Origin of the sequence: Bythopirellula sp., assembly GCF_041737835.1 — a bacterium.
Lineage (GTDB): Bacteria > Planctomycetota > Planctomycetia > Pirellulales > Lacipirellulaceae > Bythopirellula.
This window is the reverse complement of sequence record NZ_JBGSQY010000051.1, coordinates 1-20,284: the sequence shown is the minus strand read 5'-3', so window position 1 is coordinate 20,284 and position 20,284 is coordinate 1. Positions and strand designations below refer to the sequence as shown.

15 protein-coding genes and 1 rRNA gene are annotated in these 20,284 nt (G+C 54.5%); 10 read left to right on the top strand and 6 right to left on the bottom strand.

Going from position 1 to position 20,284, the window contains the following annotated elements; genetic code table 11:
- Window positions 1-188: 188 nt before the first annotated feature.
- Both AC6T8Q_RS16405 and AC6T8Q_RS16400 read left to right on the top strand, forming a co-directional pair.
- Window positions 189-776: a methylated-DNA--[protein]-cysteine S-methyltransferase gene (locus AC6T8Q_RS16405; protein WP_500680115.1), complete on the top strand. Its 588-nt coding sequence runs from the start codon at window positions 189-191 to the stop codon at window positions 774-776.
- Between the two features lie 40 nt (window positions 777-816).
- The gene (locus tag AC6T8Q_RS16400) at window positions 817-2,088 is read left to right on the top strand and encodes a PEP-CTERM sorting domain-containing protein (RefSeq protein WP_500680114.1); all 1,272 of its coding nucleotides are present in this window, start codon (window positions 817-819) and stop codon (window positions 2,086-2,088) included.
- Here AC6T8Q_RS16400 and AC6T8Q_RS16395 read toward each other — a convergent pair.
- Window positions 2,085-5,186, bottom strand: coding sequence for a DUF4332 domain-containing protein (locus AC6T8Q_RS16395; protein WP_500680113.1), 3,102 nt, complete (start codon window positions 5,184-5,186; stop codon window positions 2,085-2,087). The two genes, AC6T8Q_RS16400 and AC6T8Q_RS16395, sit on opposite strands and share 4 nt — an antisense overlap.
- A 231-nt stretch (window positions 5,187-5,417) precedes the next feature.
- Between AC6T8Q_RS16395 and AC6T8Q_RS16390 the strand changes: the two genes are divergently transcribed.
- From AC6T8Q_RS16390 to AC6T8Q_RS16380, 3 genes are read left to right on the top strand one after another with little or no spacing between them, the layout of a single operon-like run.
- Window positions 5,418-6,926 (top strand): MmgE/PrpD family protein, encoded by a 1,509-nt coding sequence (locus AC6T8Q_RS16390; RefSeq protein WP_500680112.1) that lies wholly within the window; start codon window positions 5,418-5,420, stop codon window positions 6,924-6,926.
- Window positions 6,926-7,816, top strand: a complete 891-nt coding sequence (prpB, locus tag AC6T8Q_RS16385; RefSeq protein ID WP_500680111.1) for a methylisocitrate lyase — start codon at window positions 6,926-6,928, stop codon at window positions 7,814-7,816. Before AC6T8Q_RS16390 ends, prpB begins: the two co-directional genes overlap by 1 nt.
- A gap of 15 nt (window positions 7,817-7,831) precedes the next feature.
- Window positions 7,832-8,971, top strand: coding sequence for a bifunctional 2-methylcitrate synthase/citrate synthase (locus AC6T8Q_RS16380; RefSeq protein WP_500680110.1), 1,140 nt, complete (start codon window positions 7,832-7,834; stop codon window positions 8,969-8,971).
- On the opposite strand, the gene AC6T8Q_RS16375 is transcribed toward AC6T8Q_RS16380, so the two are convergent.
- Window positions 8,968-9,558, bottom strand: a complete 591-nt coding sequence (locus AC6T8Q_RS16375) for a hypothetical protein (RefSeq protein WP_500680109.1) — start codon at window positions 9,556-9,558, stop codon at window positions 8,968-8,970. The genes AC6T8Q_RS16380 and AC6T8Q_RS16375 overlap by 4 nt on opposite strands.
- 152 nt (window positions 9,559-9,710) lie before the next feature.
- On the opposite strand from AC6T8Q_RS16375, the gene solA reads away from it, so the two are divergent.
- Window positions 9,711-10,823: an N-methyl-L-tryptophan oxidase gene (gene solA / locus AC6T8Q_RS16370; protein WP_500680108.1), complete on the top strand. Its 1,113-nt coding sequence runs from the start codon at window positions 9,711-9,713 to the stop codon at window positions 10,821-10,823.
- A gap of 66 nt (window positions 10,824-10,889) precedes the next feature.
- A complete protein-coding gene (locus AC6T8Q_RS16365) occupies window positions 10,890-11,105 on the top strand; it encodes a hypothetical protein (protein WP_500680107.1) in 216 nt (71 codons plus the stop codon).
- A 4-nt stretch (window positions 11,106-11,109) separates the two neighbouring features.
- On the opposite strand, the gene ahr is transcribed toward AC6T8Q_RS16365, so the two are convergent.
- Together ahr and AC6T8Q_RS16355 are read right to left on the bottom strand one after the other, a co-directional pair.
- Complete coding sequence (gene ahr / locus AC6T8Q_RS16360) at window positions 11,110-12,120, bottom strand: NADPH-dependent aldehyde reductase Ahr (protein WP_500680106.1); 1,011 nt, start codon at window positions 12,118-12,120, stop codon at window positions 11,110-11,112.
- Window positions 12,121-12,218: 98 nt separating this feature from the next.
- Window positions 12,219-13,424 carry a LamG domain-containing protein gene (locus AC6T8Q_RS16355; protein ID WP_500680105.1) on the bottom strand — a complete coding sequence of 402 codons (1,206 nt, stop codon included), beginning with the start codon at window positions 13,422-13,424 and terminating at the stop codon, window positions 12,219-12,221.
- 361 nt (window positions 13,425-13,785) lie between these two features.
- On the opposite strand from AC6T8Q_RS16355, the gene AC6T8Q_RS16350 reads away from it, so the two are divergent.
- Window positions 13,786-15,099: a DUF1552 domain-containing protein gene (locus AC6T8Q_RS16350; RefSeq protein ID WP_500680104.1), complete on the top strand. Its 1,314-nt coding sequence runs from the start codon at window positions 13,786-13,788 to the stop codon at window positions 15,097-15,099.
- Window positions 15,099-17,618, top strand: coding sequence for a DUF1592 domain-containing protein (locus AC6T8Q_RS16345; protein WP_500680103.1), 2,520 nt, complete (start codon window positions 15,099-15,101; stop codon window positions 17,616-17,618). Before AC6T8Q_RS16350 ends, AC6T8Q_RS16345 begins: the two co-directional genes overlap by 1 nt.
- A gap of 38 nt (window positions 17,619-17,656) precedes the next feature.
- Here the strand turns inward: AC6T8Q_RS16345 and AC6T8Q_RS16340 are convergent, their stop codons facing one another.
- Together AC6T8Q_RS16340 and AC6T8Q_RS16335 are read right to left on the bottom strand one after the other, a co-directional pair.
- Window positions 17,657-18,946, bottom strand: a complete 1,290-nt coding sequence (locus AC6T8Q_RS16340; RefSeq protein WP_500680102.1) for a DUF8689 domain-containing protein — start codon at window positions 18,944-18,946, stop codon at window positions 17,657-17,659.
- Window positions 18,947-19,382: 436 nt separating this feature from the next.
- Window positions 19,383-19,559: a hypothetical protein gene (locus AC6T8Q_RS16335; RefSeq protein ID WP_500680101.1), complete on the bottom strand. Its 177-nt coding sequence runs from the start codon at window positions 19,557-19,559 to the stop codon at window positions 19,383-19,385.
- 599 nt (window positions 19,560-20,158) lie between these two features.
- On the opposite strand from AC6T8Q_RS16335, the gene AC6T8Q_RS16330 reads away from it, so the two are divergent.
- Window positions 20,159-20,284: ribosomal RNA gene (locus AC6T8Q_RS16330) — 16S ribosomal RNA — on the top strand; the annotation flags it as partial.

Genomic DNA, 20,284 nt, shown 5'->3' with positions numbered 1-20,284 from the left:
AGTTGATCGGCCCGGAGTGACTCTGTTTCTCAATCCATGAGTTCCGGGCTTAATTTTAGTATAGGTATGGGCTGCCGACTTAGAAACCCCGTGAAAAACAGCACCATTGCAAGTTTTTCTTTGATCAGGGTAAAAATCGGCTATGATGAGCATGCTTAGAAATTCGTCGATTCCGAAGGAGGTCGAGGATGATTGTCGAGTTTGCCACGGAATTGGGATACATTTCGCTGGCCGTATTAGACGGCGAAGTCATTGGCATTTCGTTTGGGCACCCGTCGGCTCGTGCCGCGCGGCAGTCCTTAGAGCGGTTTCAGGCCCATGAAGGAAACGACCAAATTCGCGAGGCCATGCTGGACAACTCGACGGCATCGGCGCGGACCAGCGAGCACGTGGTCAACTTGTTAACTCGCTTCGCCGAGGGTGAGTCGGTGGATTTCGATGATGTGCCGCTCTCGCTACGCGGCATGAGTGATTTTCAAGCCGAAGTCGTTGCCGCCTGCCGGGCGATTCCCTGGGGTAAAACTGTTAGCTACGGTGAATTGGCCGAGGAAGTGGGCCACGCCGGTGCCGCCCGGGCCGCGGGGACCGTGATGCGCAAGAATCGCTTTCCTCTGATCGTGCCCTGTCATCGGGTGTTGGCCTCCGGCGGGAAGATTGGTGGGTATTCCGCGGCGGAAGGTTTGACGATGAAGCGGCGGTTGCTGGACATGGAGCAATCTGACCGATTTGCAACATCAATCGCAAATAAGGTTCTCAGTGCAGCTATGTCTGATTAAAGTAAGGTAGAGACAGATTTCGACTTCAGGGAGTCAAAGTATGAGGCGAAGATTTGTATTGCCGGGTTGTGCTGCATTTCTTTTGTTGTTGGCTGCGGCCCAGGCTGCTTCGGCGATCAATATCAATGTAGTCTATCCAGCCAGTAATATGTTTCAGGGATATGAAGCCACCGCTAAAGCTGCCATCAATGCCGCAGCGGCTGATCTTTCCGCAGCGATTACCTCAAATCTGTCAGCAATCACGACGGATGCCTATACGGGTTCAGTAAGTGGTACAACCGCTACTTTAGGGTGGGAGTTTTATTATCTCGATCCTTCGACGTCTTCTAACAATGTGTTTGTACCGACAGCGACAATTGCTGCTAATACCGTGACCATGCACGTGGGAGCTCGAAGTATCCTTGGGACTACTCTTGGCTTGGGTGGACCTGGAGGAGTCTCGCTCGATCTCGACCAATTCACGGCAGGTGGTAGCCCAAATCAATGGGTCGCGGCGGTTGCGGAGGCAGAAGATCTGTCAGAAACTGCTTATCGCCGTGGTGGTGGACCAGTAATCGGCGTTGCCGAAGGATCAGGAAGTTACGGTAGCAACAATGCAATCATCGCTATGCCTTACACAATCAGCCATGGATTTTTGAGTCTGGATTGGGACGGCAACAATAATGGCGCAAAAGATAGCGATTCCCAACTTAATGCCTATTGGCATTTTGACCATACGACTCCCGTCGCTACCGGTAAGAACGATCTTTACTCCGTCGCGCTGCATGAAATGATGCATGCCATCGGCATTGGCGCTTCGGATACGTGGGACTCGAAACTGTCGGGAACCAGTTGGACCGGCTCGAATGTGATCGCCTTGCAGGGGAGCGGGGCGGGGCTTATCAACGGCGCGGGCGACCACATCGCTTCAGGAGTGATGAGCACTCGTATTTCCGATGGTGCGGCCCAGGAAGCGGTGATGGACCCCACACTCACGCAAGGCTCTCGTAAATCGCTCACGGCGCTCGATTTGGCCTTCTTGCGCGACATCGGTTACACGACCATCACCCCGACACCCGTCTTCAATCCGGCCGATTTCAATGAAGACGGTGATGTGGATAGTGCCGATCTGTTGATCTGGCAAAGCGCCTACGGCGTGAATCCCAACGGCGATACTGATAACGACGGCGACAGCGATGGCCGAGATTTTCTGTTCTGGCAGCGGGCCTACACGGGGCCAGGACCACTCACTGCAGCCGTGGCCGTGCCCGAGCCAAGCACGATTCTGTTGCTGGCAAGTGTGTTGCTACTGTCAGGCCGTCGGCTTCGTTAGGCCGCTTCGAGAGGACGACGCTGGGCCGCGTTTTGAATCCACCGCTTGATCTTCGCGGGCGAAGGAACTTCGCTGTTTCGCAAGATCCGCTGTCCTTGCTTCGATTGGCAGAACGCTTGAATCTTGCGAATCAAGTCAGCCACACGCGTGCCGGCGATTTGCTCTGGCGACGTGAAGCCACAAGCCACCAGAAGCTGCGCCCCATAACCACGGAGCTCGGGGATTTGGCAGACGAGCCGTGCCTGCATTTGCCAATCGGCAATCGTGTGAGCCGTGATATGATGCTGTCCCAGTTCCGCCGCCACGGACGCGGCATTGGCATTTAACAAATCCGCGACCGTGCGAATCCCCACGGCATTGAAATGCTTGGCGGCTTGAGGGCCAATCGAAGGGGCCGCTTCGATTTCGCTGTGAAGGCTCAAGTGAAATTGTGGTTCACGATCAGCGGGTGCGATTGTTCGGAGTTTCGGTGCCTTCGGAGTTGGCGTTTTCGTGTTTCGTACCGGAGACTGACTTGGTTTGATGGTATGTGTGCCGAGATGAACCCATTCGCGGATCTGCGATGCGTTGAATCGGCCAATCGCATTGGCAAAACGTTGCCCGCGATCGCTGCGCAAGAATTCGCGAATCGTGGCTTCGAGTTCGATAGGCACGGCCTTGCGCAATTCAGCAAAACTGCGAATCCCACAGGCCGTGAGCACTTGCGCGTCGTTAAGTGTAAGCCCCGGCACAGCGCACATGAGCCGCATATGCGATTGCCACAAGGCAACGGTTTCCGCAGTGACGGAAGTGCGGTTCAATTGTGCGGCCACAACCGCAGGGTCTGCGGCAATGAGCTGTCCGACTTCGACAATTTGAATTTTTGCAAAGGCGTCCGTTGTGCCGCTGCCCAGGACGGGGAATTCCGCCAGGGAACTTTCCTCGGTCAAGTAAAAGTGATGTTCTGGATTCACGCCAGGATCGCGGAATTGCAGGATGGGAGTAATTCTCCCGTCTTCCGTTTCACGGACTAAGCGAGTGAGCGTGGTTTCCGCGGTCGCTACTTCTGGGGCCGGTTCAGGAGTCGCCTGACGGCGGAGGCGAGCGAGATCGTGGATCGTCGAATTGAGCGATTCAAATCGTCGCAGTGCATCCATATCTTCCGTGAAGACGAGAATTTGATGCCCAGCGCGGGCGAATTCGTCAAGCACGCCTGCCAGGGCAGCGCTGCCGCTGGCATCCTGGCGGAGGAATGGTTCGTCGAGAATCAACGGCAGATGCACGCAACGGCGAGCGAACGAAGAAACGAGCGCAAGCGTGAGTGACAGATACAATTGGTCGTGTGCGGCGGTGCTCAGCGAACCCAGTTCGAAGGCTTGGCCGAGATGATCGATCACCACAGGATGACGGCCATCACGCTCCAAACGAATTTGCACGAGCTTACCAGCGGTAAGTTGCGCGAGAATATCGGAAGCCCGCCAAGTGGCTTGTTGTGTTGGAACAGTTTGAGTCGCTGGCTTGAGCGCTTCGCGAATCTTGATTTCCAACCGCTCTAGTTCGAACCGTTGCTCTTCGAGACTGGCATTGCCGACGAGGCCCGCGCGTTCGCGCTGAACATCGTTCCAGCGGGTTTCCAAATCGGCCAGATCATTGGCAAGTGCATCGGCCGCAGTCTGTAAAGTTTCCTGCCGCTGCAACAAGTGTTGATACTGAGCACGTAATTCGGCTTCTTGCGGATGACGCGTGCCGTAGCCAACCAGCAAAGGATCGGCATGGCTGACAAATTCGGTGTGATGATCGCATTGGCAATGCTCGACGGCCGGGGATTGTGGCCGCAAGAGAACGGGTTGCCCCACCGAATTCAATTCGTTCACCAACGATTCGCGCCGGGAGAGCAAGTGTTCCAGGCGTTCGCTCAAATCGAGTTGGGCCCGTGAAACTTGGCGTGATTCGATGTTGAGTTGTTGCCGGCGGTTATAGCGTTCTTGTTCGGTCACCAATCCGCATAGCGTATAGACCTGTTGGCGAAGCATCGCGGCGACGGGGGACAACTTGGCATGCGAATCGTGGCCCAAGCAGCGACCCGGTTCATGCGCACGGGCGAGCAGGGCGACTTCAGCGTCGAGGTCCGCCACGAGTTTTTCGAGAACATTGAGCGTCGTGCGGCTATCGGTCAGATAACTCACGCGGTCGGCCGTGCCGTCGGGGGCAATTTGTGCCAATTCCGCGCGGACCACCGCTTCACGAGCTTGCAAATCATTGAGAGCTTGTCGGCAGCGCGTGATTTCGCTTTCCAGCTGCGTGAGTTCTTGGCGTTTGGCCTGCAGGTTGTGATCTTTGGCTTGCCGAGTGACCGCCGTTTCGAGCGACACATAGCGAAGGCGTGTTTCGCACTCGGCAATTTCGCCAACCACGACCCGCAAGTCAGCTTGCACGGCTTCGAGTTCGCGGCGTTTGGATTCGAGCAAATGTTCGATGTCGGCGAGTTCATTGGAGAGCACGCTGCCTTCTTGGCGGCGGATCCCCAATTGCTTTTCAATCGCTTCGGCGATCGCATCGCGCTGGCGGATAAGCTCGTCCACGCGGCGGCGATCGAGCGAATTCGTGGGTTCGATTTCTTGACCCACGGTGCAGTAATTCCCCGCGCGGGAATTCAAATGCTTGCCATGATTCTTGGCGAGCTCACGGGTGAAATCTTTTTTCAACAACCAATCGACCGATGGAGCCTCGGCGAAGTCGACTGCCATCAATTGGGCGATCACTTGCGGCGTAAGATCAGCCAGCAGTTGCTGCACCGTGCGGCTATCAACAGCGCCACCACCCACGGCAGCCACGGTCAGGCGGCTCGTGCGGTCGGTGTCCAAGTGCCGGCGCAGCACAAAATTGCCGCGGGAACTTTCCACGACCAATCGGCCTTCGGTCAGCGGAACGGTCTGGCCGAACTGCTGCCGCCAGGGGCTGTGCGATTTTCCGTAGATCAGGTGATTGGCAAGCTGAGCCACCGTGCTTTTGCCTGCGGCGGGCTTACCAAAAAATACGTTAAGCTGGGGATCAAGCTGCTCGATATGCAGGTCGGGCCAGGCCCCTCGTCCTGCGAGGCTTAGCTGGGCGATTCTCATGGGTTCTTCCTTGAAATAAGCAATCGTCGCGGACCCTAAGTGGTCGCGCGTCGCTGACCCCGGCGGAGTGGAGGTCGGCGAATGCTAGAGCGGCTGGCAACGTACCGAATTACCGAGATTACCACAACACGGGTTTACTTTTGGCAAGTTGTGATAGCTGTGCCCTCGCATAGAGTGGGCAGGTTGTGCAAAATAGAAATCTTTCATTCTCGGCACCTTACCCAATCTACGATGAAGCAGCATACCGTTCGAGTTTTTCCGTCCGCCGCCACGCCACCGCGCGAAGAGCAACTCGCCTGGAAATTGGCCGAGTTGGCCACCGATCCCGTGCCGGTCGAACCGGAGGTGGCTGAGATGGTGGCCAATCGTGTGATCGACAACGCCGCCGTGGCGGTGGCTGCTATCAATCGGCAGCCGGTGAGAACCGCGCGTGAGCAGGCGCTGGCTCATCCTCGTGAAGCGGGGGCGACGCTGTTTGGAATCAATAACGGCAAGCGGTTTGATGCCGAGTGGGCCGCCTGGGCCAACGGCACGGCGGTGCGCGAACTCGATATGCACGACACGTACTTGGCCGCGGACTATTCCCACCCGGCCGACAATATTCCGCCGATTCTCGCGGTGGCACAGCAGCTGGGTTGTTCGGGCGCGGATTTCGTGCGCGGCGCGGTGGTTGGTTACGAAGTGCAGATGTCGCTCGTGACCGGCATTTGCTTGCACAAGCACAAGAAAGATCACATCGCCCATTTGTGCCCCGCCCAGGCTGCGGGGATTGGGGCGATGCTCAAGCTCCCCACGGAAGTGGTCTATCAAGCAATTCAACAGGCGGTGCATGTGTCGTTCACAACGCGCCAATCGCGGAAGGGTGAGATTTCCAGCTGGAAGGCCTACGCCCCGGCCCATGCAGGAAAGCTGGCCATCGAGGCGGTCGACCGTGCGATGCGCGGGGAACGAAGTCCTTCGCCGATATACGAAGGCGAAGACAGCGTGTTGGCTTACATGCTCGATGGACCGAAAAGCGAATATATAGTGCCATTAGTAGAACCGGGCGAGCCGCGACGAGCAATTTTGCAGTCCTATACGAAAGAACATTCCGCCGAATATCAATCGCAGGCGTTGATTGATCTGGCTTTCAAAATGCGCGAACAGATCAAAAGCATCAACGATATCGAGCGAGTCACGATCTACACCAGCCATCACACCCATTATGTGATTGGCACCGGCTCGGGCGATCCGCAGAAGTTCGATCCGACGGCCTCGCGTGAAACGCTGGACCACAGCATCATGTATATCTTTGCGGTGGCACTCGAAGATGGGCGTTGGCATCATGTGGATAGTTACACGCCGGAGCGAGCGAGCCAGCCAGCCACGGTGGCGTTATGGCGGAAGATTGAAACCGTCGAAGATCCCGAATGGACCGAGCGCTATCACACAGCTGATCCCGCTAAGAAGGCGTTTGGCGGGCGCGTGGTGATCGAGTTCAAGAACGGCGAGAAGCTGAGCGACGAGCTCGCGGTAGCGAATGCCCATTCCTTTGGTGCTCGGCCATTTGCACGGGCCGACTACAAGAATAAGTTCAGCACGATTACAGCCGGTTTGGTGGAAGCCACCGAGCAGGAACGCTTTTTCGGATTGTGTGAGCGCTTGAACAATTTAACGGCGGCGGAAATCGGCATGCTCAACGTGCAACTCCCCGCAGGATCTGTCGATTCGACTGAGCGCAACACGGCGGGGATATTCTGATGAATGAAGTCGTTAATGCCGCCGAACGCCGTCAGCAGTTTCGTAGTGAACTGGCGAGTGGCAGGCTCCTGCGCTTTCCCGGTGCGTTTTCGCCGCTGGTGGCAATGTTGATCGCCGAATTGCAATTTGAAGGGGTCTACATTTCCGGCGCTGCGTTGTCGGCCGACTTGGGACTTCCTGATATTGGTTTAACGACCCTTACTGAAGTGTCCGCACGCGCGGAGGCTATCACACGGTCGGTGAATCTGCCCACGCTGGTGGATATCGATACGGGTTTTGGCGAACCCGCGAATGTCACTCGCACCGTGCGAACGATGGAGCAAGCGGGACTGGCTGGTTGCCATTTGGAAGATCAATTGTTCCCCAAGCGTTGCGGACATTTGGATGGCAAACAATTGATCGGCGTCGACGACATGGTGCGAAAGATTAAAGCCGCCGTGGACGCGAAAACTGATCCCAACTTTTTGATCATTGCGCGCACCGACGCTCGCGGTGTCGATGGCCTCAACGCCGCCATAGATAGGGCACACCGTTATGTCGCCGCAGGCGCGGAAATGATTTTTCCCGAGGCACTCGCTGATGAAAATGAATTCGCGGCGTTCCGGCAAGCGATCGACGTGCCGTTGATGGCCAATATGACGGAGTTCGGGAAATCGTCGCTCTTGAACACCAAGCAACTGACCGAATTGGGTTACAATTTGGTCATCTACCCGGTCACCACATTGCGGCTGGCGATGAAAGCCGTTGAAGATGGTTTACGCGTCATTGCCGACGAGGGAACTCAAGAATCCCTTGTGCCCAAGATGCAAACTCGCGCGCGGCTTTACGAACTACTTGGTTACGAAAAATACGCAGCCATTGATAAAGAGCTTTTTAATTTCAAACTGTAACGGCGGGACAATCTCATGACTGATTACGATAAATTTGTTGCCAAGAAGGGCCTAGAAGGGATTGTCTTCGATACGTCGGCGATTTCCAACGTGATCGCCACGGAAAAGGCGCTCTATTACCGTGGCTATCCAGCGCAGCAATTGGCTGAGAATTGCCGTTTTGAAGAGACGGCCTATCTGTTGATGCACGGCGAACTGCCGACACAGAAGCAGCTTGAAGAATTTGAAAAGAAAGAACGTGCTGCCCGCGAGCTCAGTGCCCCCTTGGTCGAAGTCATCGAGCGTTTTCCCCGCAAGGGCCATCCCATGGACGCGATCCGCACGGCGGTCAGTTATCTGGGGATGGAAGCCGAGTTCGCTGGCGACGAAACCGCCGAGTCTGCACTCGCGAAGGGCGTGTTGCTGTTGGCCAAAATTCCCACGGCGATCGCCGCGTTTCAGCGGATGCGTCACGGCAAACCGGCGATCGCTCCGCGGCAAGATTTGTCGATAGCGGCCAACTTCTTCCACATGTGCTTTGGCGAAGTTCCGGATCCGGTCGTGGTGAAGGCGTTTGATGGTTCACTCACGATGTACGCGGAGCATAGTTTCAACGCTTCGACGTTTGCGGCACGGGTCGTCGTGTCGACGCTCGCCGATTTGTGCGGAGCAATCACCGGAGCGATTGCAACACTCAAGGGGCCGCTGCATGGTGGCGCGAACGAAGAAGTGATGTACATGCTGCAAGAAATCGGCTCACCGGATAAAGCTAAGGAATGGCTCGACAAGAAACTGGCAAACAAAGAAAAGGTAATGGGCTTTGGGCACCGTATCTATCGGTTGGGCGATTCACGCGTCCCCACAATGACCAAATTCCGCGACCAAATGGCCGAGCTCAAAAGCGAACAGAAGTGGGTCGAGATTTCCAATATCCTCGAAGAGCACATGGTTGCTCAAAAGAAAATCTATCCCAACTTGGATTACCCAGCGGGACCTGCTTACTTTTTGATGGGCTTTGAAATCGATCTTTTCACGCCGATTTTCGTGATGGCTCGCACGGCGGGTTGGGTTTCGCACGTGTCCGAGCAACTGGCCGACAACCGCTTGGTTCGTCCGCTTGCCGAATATATTGGACCCGCGCCGCGTGAAGTCGTGACGCTGACGAATCGACGCTAGTTGCCCAACCGCGCGACGAACTCGCAACCGAATTCGATAAACGGGGGAGACAAGTCGCGTTGCCGTGCAACGCTAACAATCGCTTGGATCGCGCTACCGCTGGCCGCTGGAAATTTTAGGGCCAACAGATTGTGCGACAATGTTTGAGGAATCGCGAGCCCGACGCCGTCGCGCGAAATGTCCGTAAGGATCACTTTCATCACTTTGTTTTGGAGGACAAAGTTGCGATCCATTTCGATGGCTTGAATGACCATCGCGCTGTAGACCCGCTCCGAGCGTCGCTTTTCCAGATGCGCGGGTAGAGCACTCCGCGTCGCGAGCGAGGCAATGTGTCGGCGAATATGTACCGGAATATCGGGAAGCGTCGTGTCATCGAAATATTGATCGTGCAGGCGGATCAAACGGCCTTGCCGCTCGAGCAATCCCGGGTGAGCCAGACCGACAAATGAGACACCGCAACCCGCGCAGATCCAAACGGACGATTGCTCCAAGTCACGCGAAATGCGCAAGGGCAACGTTTTGACGCAATTTACGCACTCGATGAGCGGTAATGAGCCAACATCCGTGTTTTCGAGCACGGCTTCCATCGGTGGCCTGATCCTTGATGCACAAATAAGATTGCAGCGACGAGAAATTTTGATTCGATATCAAAACCTATCTCACGAGTGTGGAGTACCCACCATAATAGATGTGTGGATTGTGGCATTTCCCCGAATGGTAATCGGATCAAAGCTTAAAAATGGCCAACTACGACGTGGTTGTTTTGGGAACAGGTGGCGTTGGCAGTGCCGCTTTAATGCAGGCGGCCTCGGCTGGGGCCCGCACAATCGGCATTGACCGGTTTATCGCGCCGCACAACCGAGGAAGTTCGCATGGCCAGACGCGAATCATCCGCCAAGCCTACTTCGAAGATCCGCGCTACACGCCTCTGTTGCTGGAAAGCTACAAGCTGTGGAGTGAACTGGAAAGCCACTCCGGCAAGCAACTTTTTTTTGAGTCGGGACTATTGCAGGTCGGACCCGAAAATGGGCAAGTGGTCCCCGGCGTTCTTCAGGCTGCTAAGGAACATGGCCTCAGTGTCGAACAATATTTGGCAATAGAGGTCGAAGCCAAGTGGCCAGCGTTGCGCGTACCAAAGCAATTGACTGCTGTGCTCGAACCGCGCGCCGGATACTTGTTAGTTGAAGAATGCGTGGCCAGCTATCTGGAAGCAGCGAAGCAAGCAGGAGCGACCATTGCAGCGCCATGTGAAGTCTTGGATTGGGAACCGGGGACGCCCATACATTTGCACACCACTCAGGGAACGATCATTGCCGAGAAACTCATCATTACTGCGGGGGCGTGGGCTGAGAGTTTGCTCGGTGATCTCAACTTACAACTCGAAGTGCGGCGGAAGAGCGTCTTTTGGTACGCGGCGAGGCAACCGTATGCCAAGGTGCCTTGCTATTTATATGAACTGCCGCACGGCGTGTTTTATGGATTTCCTGAGATCGAAGGGCGATTGAAAGTCGCGGAACACTCTGGCGGGCAAACAATCCCTGATCCACTGCAATACAACCGCGAGATTGATCCCTACGACGCCGAGCGCGTGCAGAATTTTATTCAGACACACTTGCCGGAAGTTACTAACGGGTTAGCAGAGCACCAGACCTGTCTCTACACAATGTCACCCGACGAGAATTTCATTGTGGATAGACATGCTAGTGAGCCGAACGTCGTCTTCGCCGCGGGATTGTCGGGGCATGGCTTCAAGTTTGTACCGGTGTTGGGTAAGGCGCTCGCGGATATGGCGCTCGCAGGGGGGACGGAGCTGGCAGTGGAGTTTTTAGGGGCGGGGCGGTTTGGGGGGTAGCTGATGCAAACAATGCCAGAAGATCGGTATTCTCATGCGCCTACGCCCAGCCGGTGGCGGCGCAGAGTGATAATCATCACCGTTGTCGTTTTCCTCTATTTGCTCAGCATAGGGCCGGTGCTGGGAATCGCCTTTCGCTTGCGCGAAGCCACGCGCTGGGACGGCTTTTACGGCGTGATGTGGTTGTATTACCCTATGCTAGTTTTTCACCCCGTGCCGATCATCGATGGCTACATCGAATGGTGGGTCAGCGATGTTTTCAACACCGTGGGACCTGGGTAAGAGGTTAAAAGTCAGCGTCGAGCACGATGCGATAACGAGCCTTGCCCGCTTCGAGTCGTGCGAAGGCTTCGTTGATCTGGCTCATGGGGTAATGCTCGGTCTGGGGCGTCACATTATGCCGCGCGGCGAACTCGAGCATCGTGCGCATATCGATGGGCGAACCCGTGGGGGAACCCGACACGCTCTTTTGGCCCATGATGAGCGACATCGCGACAACTGGAATCGGCTCCATCACCGCACCGACCACGTGCATCCGACCATTTGGCGCTAGGGAACCGATTAGAGCATTCCAGTCGAGCGGGACATTCACGGTCACGATCAGCATATCCAGCGAACCAGCGAGTTTCGCGATGGCTGCGGAATCGCGACTGGAAACAACATGATGGGCACCGAAGCCTTTGGCTTCCTCAAATTTGCTTTCGCTCGATGTGAAAGCCGTTACGTCGCAGCCATACGCCGCGGCGAATTTCACCCCCATGTGCCCCAAGCCGCCGATGCCGACAATACCCACGCGGTCAGTGGGCTTGGCATGCATGGCGAGTGGATTAAATACCGTGATCCCACCGCAGAGCAGGGGACCGGAGTCGGCGGCGTTGATGTTTTCGGGAAGTGGCACTGCCCAGGCCCAATGCGAGCGAACCACATTCGCGAAACCGCCAAGATGTTTGATGATGGTCGGGATGGCTTGCGCGCACAAATGTTGATCGCCGGAAAGGCATTGGCGACAACACATGCAGCTGCCTGCCGTCCAGCCGACGCCGACGCGTTGGCCCACTTGAAGTCCTTTGGCGGCTGAACCAACCGCGGTAACCCGGCCGATGACTTCATGCCCCAGGACCGCCGGGTAAGTCGAACCGCCCCAATCGTTGTGCCATACAGAAAGGTCGGAGTGGCAAAGGCCGCAATGCTCGACGGCGACTTCCACGTCGTCTGGAGCGAGCTGACCAAGATCAATTTCCTGGCGGAGAAACTTTTCTTTAGCGGCGGGGGCAACCCAGGCTTGGGCAGTGGACATGGCGAGGGCTCCTGCGGATTACTGGCGGAGATGAAGAGCGTATTGTATCGCGCTCCAGCCTCGATGTAAGCATGTGTGGTGCGAAACTGCAATCTTGGTTATTTTGTTGGGCGATAAAAATAAACCTCGCCTTGGCCGTTGTTTGTATCAATCTCCCAAAGGCCAACTTTCATCCCATGAGGTGGCGCATTCTGATGCGCTACAGTAATTTTTCCGTCCCCGTGATTCCGCCAGAGTATCGCACTGTGACGATTGCTACTGAAGGAAGGTGATGAGAATTTTTCGAATTGAACGAGATCACCCGGGATGGCATCTTCGCGACTGACCGATTCACCAAAAACATAAACGTCGCGCCCACGCGCGCCTGCCAGATGCATGGCATGATTCACAAAGTTCCAACAGTCGCCACTCCCGAAGGGCTCGTTGGCCAGCGACGTTGCAAATCGATAAATAGTGGCATTAAGTGGCGGCAATTTGCTGGCAACGGCTTCTACTTCCTCGCGACCAGAAATTATTTTACGTGAGCGAAGACGATGCTCGTGGACAAAACGAGGCGTATGCAACGGAGCAGACGATTCGACCAAACGGTCGCTCAGATTGGAAATGTCTTGCCAAACATAGTTTGATGGCGAAAGGTCGTTGGCGTCTGGTTCATCAAAGCGCCAATAGCCAACGAGGTTCTTTTCATTCCCTTTGAGAGTACGATACAGATTCTGCTGCAAGGTTTTTTCGGTGAGAGCTTCGCTCCACAACCGCAGTTCGTCTATTTCACCTAATAACCCTTCGGCCCCAATTCTCCAAGGCACTGAGTGATCGTGCTGCAATGCAGTCTTTGGCTCATTCGGCAGTTTGGCCACTTTTCTACCATCAATGTAGAGCGCACGATAACTTCTCGAGTAGACAGCTGCGAAATGATGCCAATGGTCGTAATACCACGTAGCCAACAGTGAGTCGGGGAGGGTTTGTAAGGACTGATCCCACCAACGAAATTGAACGCAGTTATATCCTGACTGACTGGCAGCAAAAGTTAGACCTGGCTTCTCCCAACTTGCAAGCTTGCGAATAAATTGGGCGTGTTCTGGCTGACCACGTTCAAGTTTGGCCCAGAGCTCGATTGTCAATTCAGGTGGCTCAAGTTGGGCGGAAGGGGCGAGTTGAAGCTCAGTCGATTGCTTGTCAAATTTTAATGCGAGACCTGCATTCTTTGCCCGCCGGAATTGTTGCGTGGTGGATTCTTCTGCCGTGCCAGTTCGGGACTGACCTATGCCAAGCAATAAAAAGACGATGGCCAGTTGACAGACCATCGTTTTGGGTGCTCTAAAATTCATACAACTGGTCAACCAGAGTTGGTGAATGACTCCTGGTTGTGAGTTTATCAAAATTCGAGCCTTAGTGAGCTAACAGCTCTTCAAACTCCTTTTTCGCCTCCCTTGAGACGCTTGGCATCGCTTGGCATCGCTTGGCATCAGCAAGCCTGAATGAAACCCAGGAGCGAAATGAAATTGAGCCAGGCGACGCGTGCATACATGCAGAAATCGAGCCCCCTAGTTTCCGAGCGTTTATGCTAAAATGCCGCTCGGAAACCTAGCATTCTCCTCTTAACTCGAACGCTGTGGTTTCCAAGGCTCCGACCGTCACTTCGTTCGACTCAAACCATTTCGCATTATGCTGAACTCACCCGCTCAACGACGGCATTTCTTACAAGCCGCCGGCGTTTCCATGGGGTTACCTTTTTTTGCCTCCTTGGGACGATCCGCCGAGCCAAACGCGATAGCACCCAAGAAACGCATGGTTTGCATTGGCAACATGCTTGGTTTTTATCCCGAGGCATTTTGGCCGAAAACTGATCACACAGCCATGCCATCGGGGCCGCGAGCCGATTTGCGAGAGTCAGCGCTGGGGCAATTCAAACTGGGCGAAACGACGGCTTCGCTGGAACCATTGCTGGACCGGATGACGGTTGTTTCCGGACTCGACCATGGCCTCAAAGGAGGTCACTTCGCCATCCACGCCTTCCTGTCGGGTGTACGGCAAATCGATGCGAAATCCATGCCGACGGCAAATGTAACGCTCGACCAATTTGCCGCTGAGTTCATACCGGGCCAAACTCGTTTTCCAACATTGACAATCGGTAGTGAATCCGGAATCCACGGCGGTTGCCAATTGTCTTGGACTCGTAGCGGCACGCGAGTCCCACCAATCACAGGCCCACAACAACTCTTTAAAAAGCTGTTTGAAAGCACGGATGAAAAACACCGAGATGCGGAAAAAGATAGATTCCGGATGCAGACATCGATCCTCGACTTAGTGCAAGGCGACGCAAACAACCTAAAGAAAAAACTCAATCAACGAGACAAGGACAAGCTTGACGAATACATGACCTCGGTCCGCGATGTTGAGAAGCGACTCGAATTACGAGGTAACTGGGTCGACATACCCAAACCAGATGCGCCGTTCCCAACACCCAAAAATCGCAACATGGTCGAAGACCTCCCGTTGCTCTATGACTTGATTGCACTGGCTCTTCAAACGGACTCGACACGGATAGCGACGCTCGAAATCGGTGGCGACTTTGAACCGAGCGATCTTGGCATTCGCGGTGGCTATCACAGTCTTTCACACCACGGCCAACGCCAAGATAACATCGATGCACTGATCAAAATCGAACAATACCAAGTGGAGCAATTCGCGAGGTTTGTTGGAAAGCTCATTGAAACCAAAGACGAGAGCGGTTCGCTGCTCGACCAGACCTCGGTGCTCTTTGGCAGCGGCATGGGGAACGCCAATTCACACACGAACAATAACCTGCCGATTGTGCTCGCGGGTGGTGGTTTCCGCCACGGTCGCCTACTTTCCTACGACCCAAGCGATCGAAACCGACCGCCACTGTCGAACCTATTTGTCTCGATACTGCAAAACTTCGGGGCCGAAACCGACCAGTTCGGTGTAGCCACGGGGACACTGCGAGGCTTGACGTGATGAACCTTCTTGGATGTCCCCGGATCGTCCGAACCATCGTCCTTGCAACCTCCTACATCGCGTTCACCGCATTCGCGACTGCTGTCTTGGCGAAAGAGGAAGCCACTGGCGAACTACAGTCTTTGGCAAGCATGATCGAGAACTACTGTATCCAATGCCACACCGCCGACGATCCGTCAGGCGAACGAGAGTTCGAAAGCTTGGATCTCGAAGCCCCAAGCCTTGACAATCAGATCCTTCTACAAGACATCATTGACCAACTGACTCTGGCAACGATGCCGCCGGAGGACGCGAGCCAGCCGACTTCGAAAGAGCGATTAACGGCAATCAAAGCCCTGACGACCCGGCTAGACGCGATGCGCCAGGCCACAACGAGCACAGGCGGACGCACCGTCCTTCGTCGACTTTCCAAACGGGAGTATCGTCGGACGATCGGTGATTTGCTTGCGATCGACATGACGATGTTCGATCCCACCATCGAGTTTCCGGGCGACAACCTCTCAGCCAACTTTGATAACGTTGGCGATGCACTGATTACTTCGGGACATCTTTTAGAAAACTACCTCGAAGCCGCCGATCTTTGCGTGGAAAAGTCACTCGCCGTAATGGAACGGCCTGAACAGAGAGAATGGATTTTTAACAAAAACTTTTACCAGCAGCCGGAACTCGCGACAGCCCATAGCAAATCGTTTGGCAATCGATTCATCTGCCTTTACGACCATCCGTTCAACGATAAACCGGAGGGCGCCTACGGCCACTTAGGCGAGTTTCGTTCGGGTGTGCCTGTCGATGGAATCTACGAAATCCGCGTGCATGCGAAAGCCATGCACCGCGATACGCCATACAGCAACAAGGCCGTCCGCATCGATCTCGACGAACCCTTTCGCATGGGCATTCGCCCCGGTAACACCGCGATCGGCGACATGGTTCATGTGCAGCCAATCCAACCCAAACTTGCTGAAGCAGTGATCGCAGACGACGAGTTCCGGTGGTACACATTTCGCGTGCCGCTGGACCGCGGATTCTCGCCTCGCTTCACGTTCGAAAACGGAATACACGACGTCCGCAGCTCATTTGGCAAAGTCTATCGCTACCACCAAGACACTCTGCCAAAGTCCGTTCAGGGTGATCAGGGGATTGCGAAGCAGCGAGTCGCAGTCATCCAGCATGGGCAAATGCCACAAATTCGTATTGATGAAGTCCAAATTCGTGGACCTGTCGACGCGGAATGGCCAACAAAAAGCCAACAAGCGATTTTAGGCAGCCCAGACTTCCATGAAGCCAACGCCCCATCGCTCATCGAAAAATTCGCGTCTCGGTCCTATCGCCGCAGTGCAAGCGTCGAAGAAGTCCAATCCTTAATGGCGTTTTATCAATCACGACTTGCCGATGACAAAAGTCCGTTTCAGTCGTTCAAAGACACTCTCAAGGCAACTTTGTGCTCGCCGGCGTTTCTGTATTTCAAAGAACCTCCATCACCAGCGAATGAGACCACCGCCACCACCGACTACGCCCTGGCCGAACGACTGTCATATTTCTTGACGTCCACGATGCCAGACGATGAATTGCGTCAGTGCGCCGACCGTGGTGAGTTATCGGATCCCGCGATACTGAGTCGCCAAACAAGGCGTTTGCTTGCGAGCCCAGCATCTGACGCATTCGTTGCAGACTTTCTGGATAGCTGGCTCTCGTTACGAGACGTCGGAACAATGCCACCGGATCCCAGCGAGTTCTGGTTCTACTACGCCGCGGGCCTGGAAACGGACGCCAAGACCGAAACACAAATGTTCTTGCGAGACCTGATCGACCGCGATGGCTCCATCGTTGAAATGCTCGCTGGAAACCACTCTTTCATCAACCGAGACCTCGCAAAGCTGTATGACATCGTCGACAAAGTCCCGGTGGATACGGCAAACGAGTTTCGCCGTGTGACTTTTGACGACCCCAATCGCGGAGGTCTGCTTGGACAAGCCAGCATTCTCACGGTCTCTGCGAATGGAATCGAAACGTCGCCGGTCGTTCGAGGCGTTTGGCTCTTGGAGAACATTCTCGGCACACCCACGCCACCACCACCGGACAATGTCCCCGCTATCGATCCTGACACTCGCGGAGCCTCTTCGATACGAGACCAACTCACGAAACATCGCGAAGACGAAGCGTGTTTCCAATGCCATCGACGCATCGACCCGCTTGGCTTTGCACTGGAAGGATTCGATCCCATCGGCCAGTCACGCAAGTTCTATGACGAGAAACAAAAGATCCCGATCGATACGTCGGGCACTTTGCCTGGTGGGGAACAGTTCGCCGGCCCCGCCGAGTTGAAACAAAAGTTGCTCGATCGAAAGTACTTCTTTGCGAGAACGTTTACGGAGCGTTTACTCACCTACGCGCTTGGTCGTCGGATCGAACCGCTCGACCGCGGCGCCGTGGATGCAATTTTGACGAACGCTCAAGCCAAGGATTATACCACCGCTGAGCTGATCGAATCGATCGTTACAAGCGAGCTTTTCCAGCGATAGTTCTCGCAACTGGCCTCAAAACCACGACCAGTGAGCGACTACATCACGGAGAAATAGTTATCGCAAGCGAAGTCGAAATATTCATTCTTGAGCTCGACTTCCAAGTCGTTATAGAGACAGAAATTGCGAACTTGAAGCAATAAGTCACGAGGCTGGCAGTTACGAAACGGACGATTGACCGGCAAGTAATGCGTCTTAATGACGTAGTCAATCGCGTCCGCATTGTACGGAATCTTCGTCACCTTACACATGATTTCAAAGAGTCGTCGAAAGTCTGCTTCCGGCGGATTAGGAACTTCGATCTTGTAGGGAATACGTCGTAAGAACGCGTCGTCCACCAGGTCTTTCGGCTCAAGATTCGTGCTAAAGATCACGAGCTGGTCGAACGGCACTTGGATCTTTTTGCCGCTGGCCATGTTGAGATAATCAAATCGCTTTTCAAGCGGCACGATCCAACGATTGAGCAATTGGTCGACGCTCATTTTCTGGCGACCAAAGTCGTCGATTACAAGTGTTCCGCAATTGCTCTTCATCTGAAGCGGTGACTCGCTGATTCCGCTCTGCGAGTTCTGGCGAACCTCGAGCATATCCATCGTCAACTCGCCGCCAGCGACAATCGTGGGGCGTTTTATACGCACCCAGCGCCGATCGTAATCAACGACATCAAGAATCCCCACCGACGCATCGGGCATGGACAACTCATGATTCATGGGATCGAAAACGCGGAGAATATCGCCGTCAATGTCGATACTCCGTGGGATCCAAATGTACTTACCAAAAGCCCCCGTCACCCGCTCAGCAATGGAGGTTTTGCCGTTTCCTGGGTATCCGAACAAGAACATTCCGCGACCGCTGGCCACTGCGGGACCCAAACGTTGAAGCATTTGCGGATTGATCAACAAATCCTTGAAAGCGTTCTGCAGATCGACTTTCTTGGGGTACTGCCCCTCAATCGTTTGCAATTTGACACTTTGGATGTAATCCTGCAAACGAACCGGACAGGCACCAAAATACGTCGAGTCCTGATTGTGATTGCGAGCGATCGCTCGGCCTGCTTCCGTCAAGATATAAACGTAATCATTCGTCGCCGTCGAATTCTTGTAAGCAACATTCTGCTCCATCTTGAGCCGAGAAAGCAAAGGCTCAACGATTCGGAAAGGCAGTTTGATCTGCTCGCTGACCGCACGCCCCTCCATTTCGCCTGAATTAAGCAACGCCCGATAAATAATCGCCTCCAGAATCGTCTCATTGATCCTTGCGGAATGCAGGGTCTCAGGCTCCGACGGTCGCCAAGGCTCATCACGGCAAGGCGTAAATCCGCGAGCCATGACGACCTGCCCTTGAGAGGGCTCGCTCTTTGGCGTAGCTCGCAACAAACTCGGAATTGATGCCGGTGCTGGGTTGCGATTGGGTTCGTTCGTGGATGGAGCCATTGGTCTGCCCGCAGAACCGCGGCTAGCCAAATCGTGTTCTGATGCATCCCTTCGTTCGCGAGGCTCAACTTCAACTGCCTCCGCTTGAAAGGATTGACTCACCTCTCTGGCGTAGCCCGGAGGCGTGCTGCCGGATGCTGGCCTTGGCTGTTGTCTTGGGCGATTTGCATCATCCGACGCCCGTGAACTCGGATCACCAGCACTTAATGACTGGATTCTCGATATGAGTGCATCGAGTTGATGATCGACTGAAGAGCCCTTGGATGACTCCCGCAATCTCGAATCGTTGGAATCGTTGGAGGCTCGAGTCATGTCAACAAAAACCAAAAGGCTAGACCAAATAACAGTTTCCGCTGCAAAACAGCCCCGGGAGACCAACCACTAGTGCCCAGTCATCGAACTTCATCGGGCCAGCAAGTCGCATTTGCTCAGCCAATCCCTTCCAGGTACCCCCCGCCGTCAGCGAGCCAAAGACAGCTGTGCCGAACATGCCGAAACTCGGGTTCATCCAGATTTCCATCACGAAAACCGTTCAAAGCAACCGAAACACTCAGGATGCAAACGAGTTCAAGGCTCACAGACAAGCGTTGAATGACGTGTTCACAGCCAAAAACAGCGGTAAGAAAAAAGAAATTGAAGAAACTTGCGAAAGGCTCTTGCGAGCACGACCGAGTGCCTATATCTTTCCGCCTCGCTGTTACCGAACGCGTGCCACTCACCCGAGTGAAACGCAAAAGTCAACGGATCGAACCAAAAGTTTTTCAAGAAGTTTTGGCAAGAGCGGTTGACGAAGTGACCTGCGAACCCGATACTACGGGACCTGCCTGAGACAACTCGCCGGACACTTAGTTTGCTCGCAAACGAAGTGCCTGAACGAGACCTAAGGCTAACTGATATTTGACAATTTGGTGATGAAACTTCTGTTGAGTTCAGCATTGCGAGGTCGTTTAGCCTCGATTTGCGAAGCTTTCGAGCGGAGTGAATTGAAGCAAAAATGGCGAATTGCAAATAGGGTGTTTTACCGAGCACCCGACCAGAGCAATTAGATTTTTCGGTTGAAACTGTTTACAGGCATTCAAGCTTCGGCTTGGGTGTTTAAAGCATATAAAATTGAAGGGTTTGATCCTGGCTCAGAATGAACGTTGGCGGCGTGGATTAGGCATGCAAGTCGTGCGAGAAGCCCTTCGGGGTGGACAGCGGCGGAAGGGAGAGTAACGCGTGGTTACATGCCCT

What these genes read in the sequence shown, in the direction of transcription:
- solA (WP_500680108.1), top strand. Translation starts at nt 9,711, where the DNA reads ATGGCCAACTACGACGTGGTTGTTTTGGGAACAGGTGGCGTTGGCAGT.
- AC6T8Q_RS16405 (WP_500680115.1), top strand. Translation starts at nt 189, where the DNA reads ATGATTGTCGAGTTTGCCACGGAATTGGGATACATTTCGCTGGCCGTA.
- AC6T8Q_RS16380 (WP_500680110.1), top strand. Translation starts at nt 7,832, where the DNA reads ATGACTGATTACGATAAATTTGTTGCCAAGAAGGGCCTAGAAGGGATT.
- AC6T8Q_RS16400 (WP_500680114.1), top strand. Translation starts at nt 817, where the DNA reads ATGAGGCGAAGATTTGTATTGCCGGGTTGTGCTGCATTTCTTTTGTTG.
- AC6T8Q_RS16390 (WP_500680112.1), top strand. Translation starts at nt 5,418, where the DNA reads ATGAAGCAGCATACCGTTCGAGTTTTTCCGTCCGCCGCCACGCCACCG.
- AC6T8Q_RS16375 (WP_500680109.1), bottom strand. Translation starts at nt 9,558, where the DNA reads ATGGAAGCCGTGCTCGAAAACACGGATGTTGGCTCATTACCGCTCATC.
- AC6T8Q_RS16340 (WP_500680102.1), bottom strand. Translation starts at nt 18,946, where the DNA reads ATGGCTCGCGGATTTACGCCTTGCCGTGATGAGCCTTGGCGACCGTCG.
- prpB (WP_500680111.1), top strand. Translation starts at nt 6,926, where the DNA reads ATGAATGAAGTCGTTAATGCCGCCGAACGCCGTCAGCAGTTTCGTAGT.
- AC6T8Q_RS16395 (WP_500680113.1), bottom strand. Translation starts at nt 5,186, where the DNA reads ATGAGAATCGCCCAGCTAAGCCTCGCAGGACGAGGGGCCTGGCCCGAC.
- AC6T8Q_RS16335 (WP_500680101.1), bottom strand. Translation starts at nt 19,559, where the DNA reads ATGAACCCGAGTTTCGGCATGTTCGGCACAGCTGTCTTTGGCTCGCTG.
- AC6T8Q_RS16345 (WP_500680103.1), top strand. Translation starts at nt 15,099, where the DNA reads ATGAACCTTCTTGGATGTCCCCGGATCGTCCGAACCATCGTCCTTGCA.
- AC6T8Q_RS16355 (WP_500680105.1), bottom strand. Translation starts at nt 13,424, where the DNA reads ATGGTCTGTCAACTGGCCATCGTCTTTTTATTGCTTGGCATAGGTCAG.
- AC6T8Q_RS16350 (WP_500680104.1), top strand. Translation starts at nt 13,786, where the DNA reads ATGCTGAACTCACCCGCTCAACGACGGCATTTCTTACAAGCCGCCGGC.
- ahr (WP_500680106.1), bottom strand. Translation starts at nt 12,120, where the DNA reads ATGTCCACTGCCCAAGCCTGGGTTGCCCCCGCCGCTAAAGAAAAGTTT.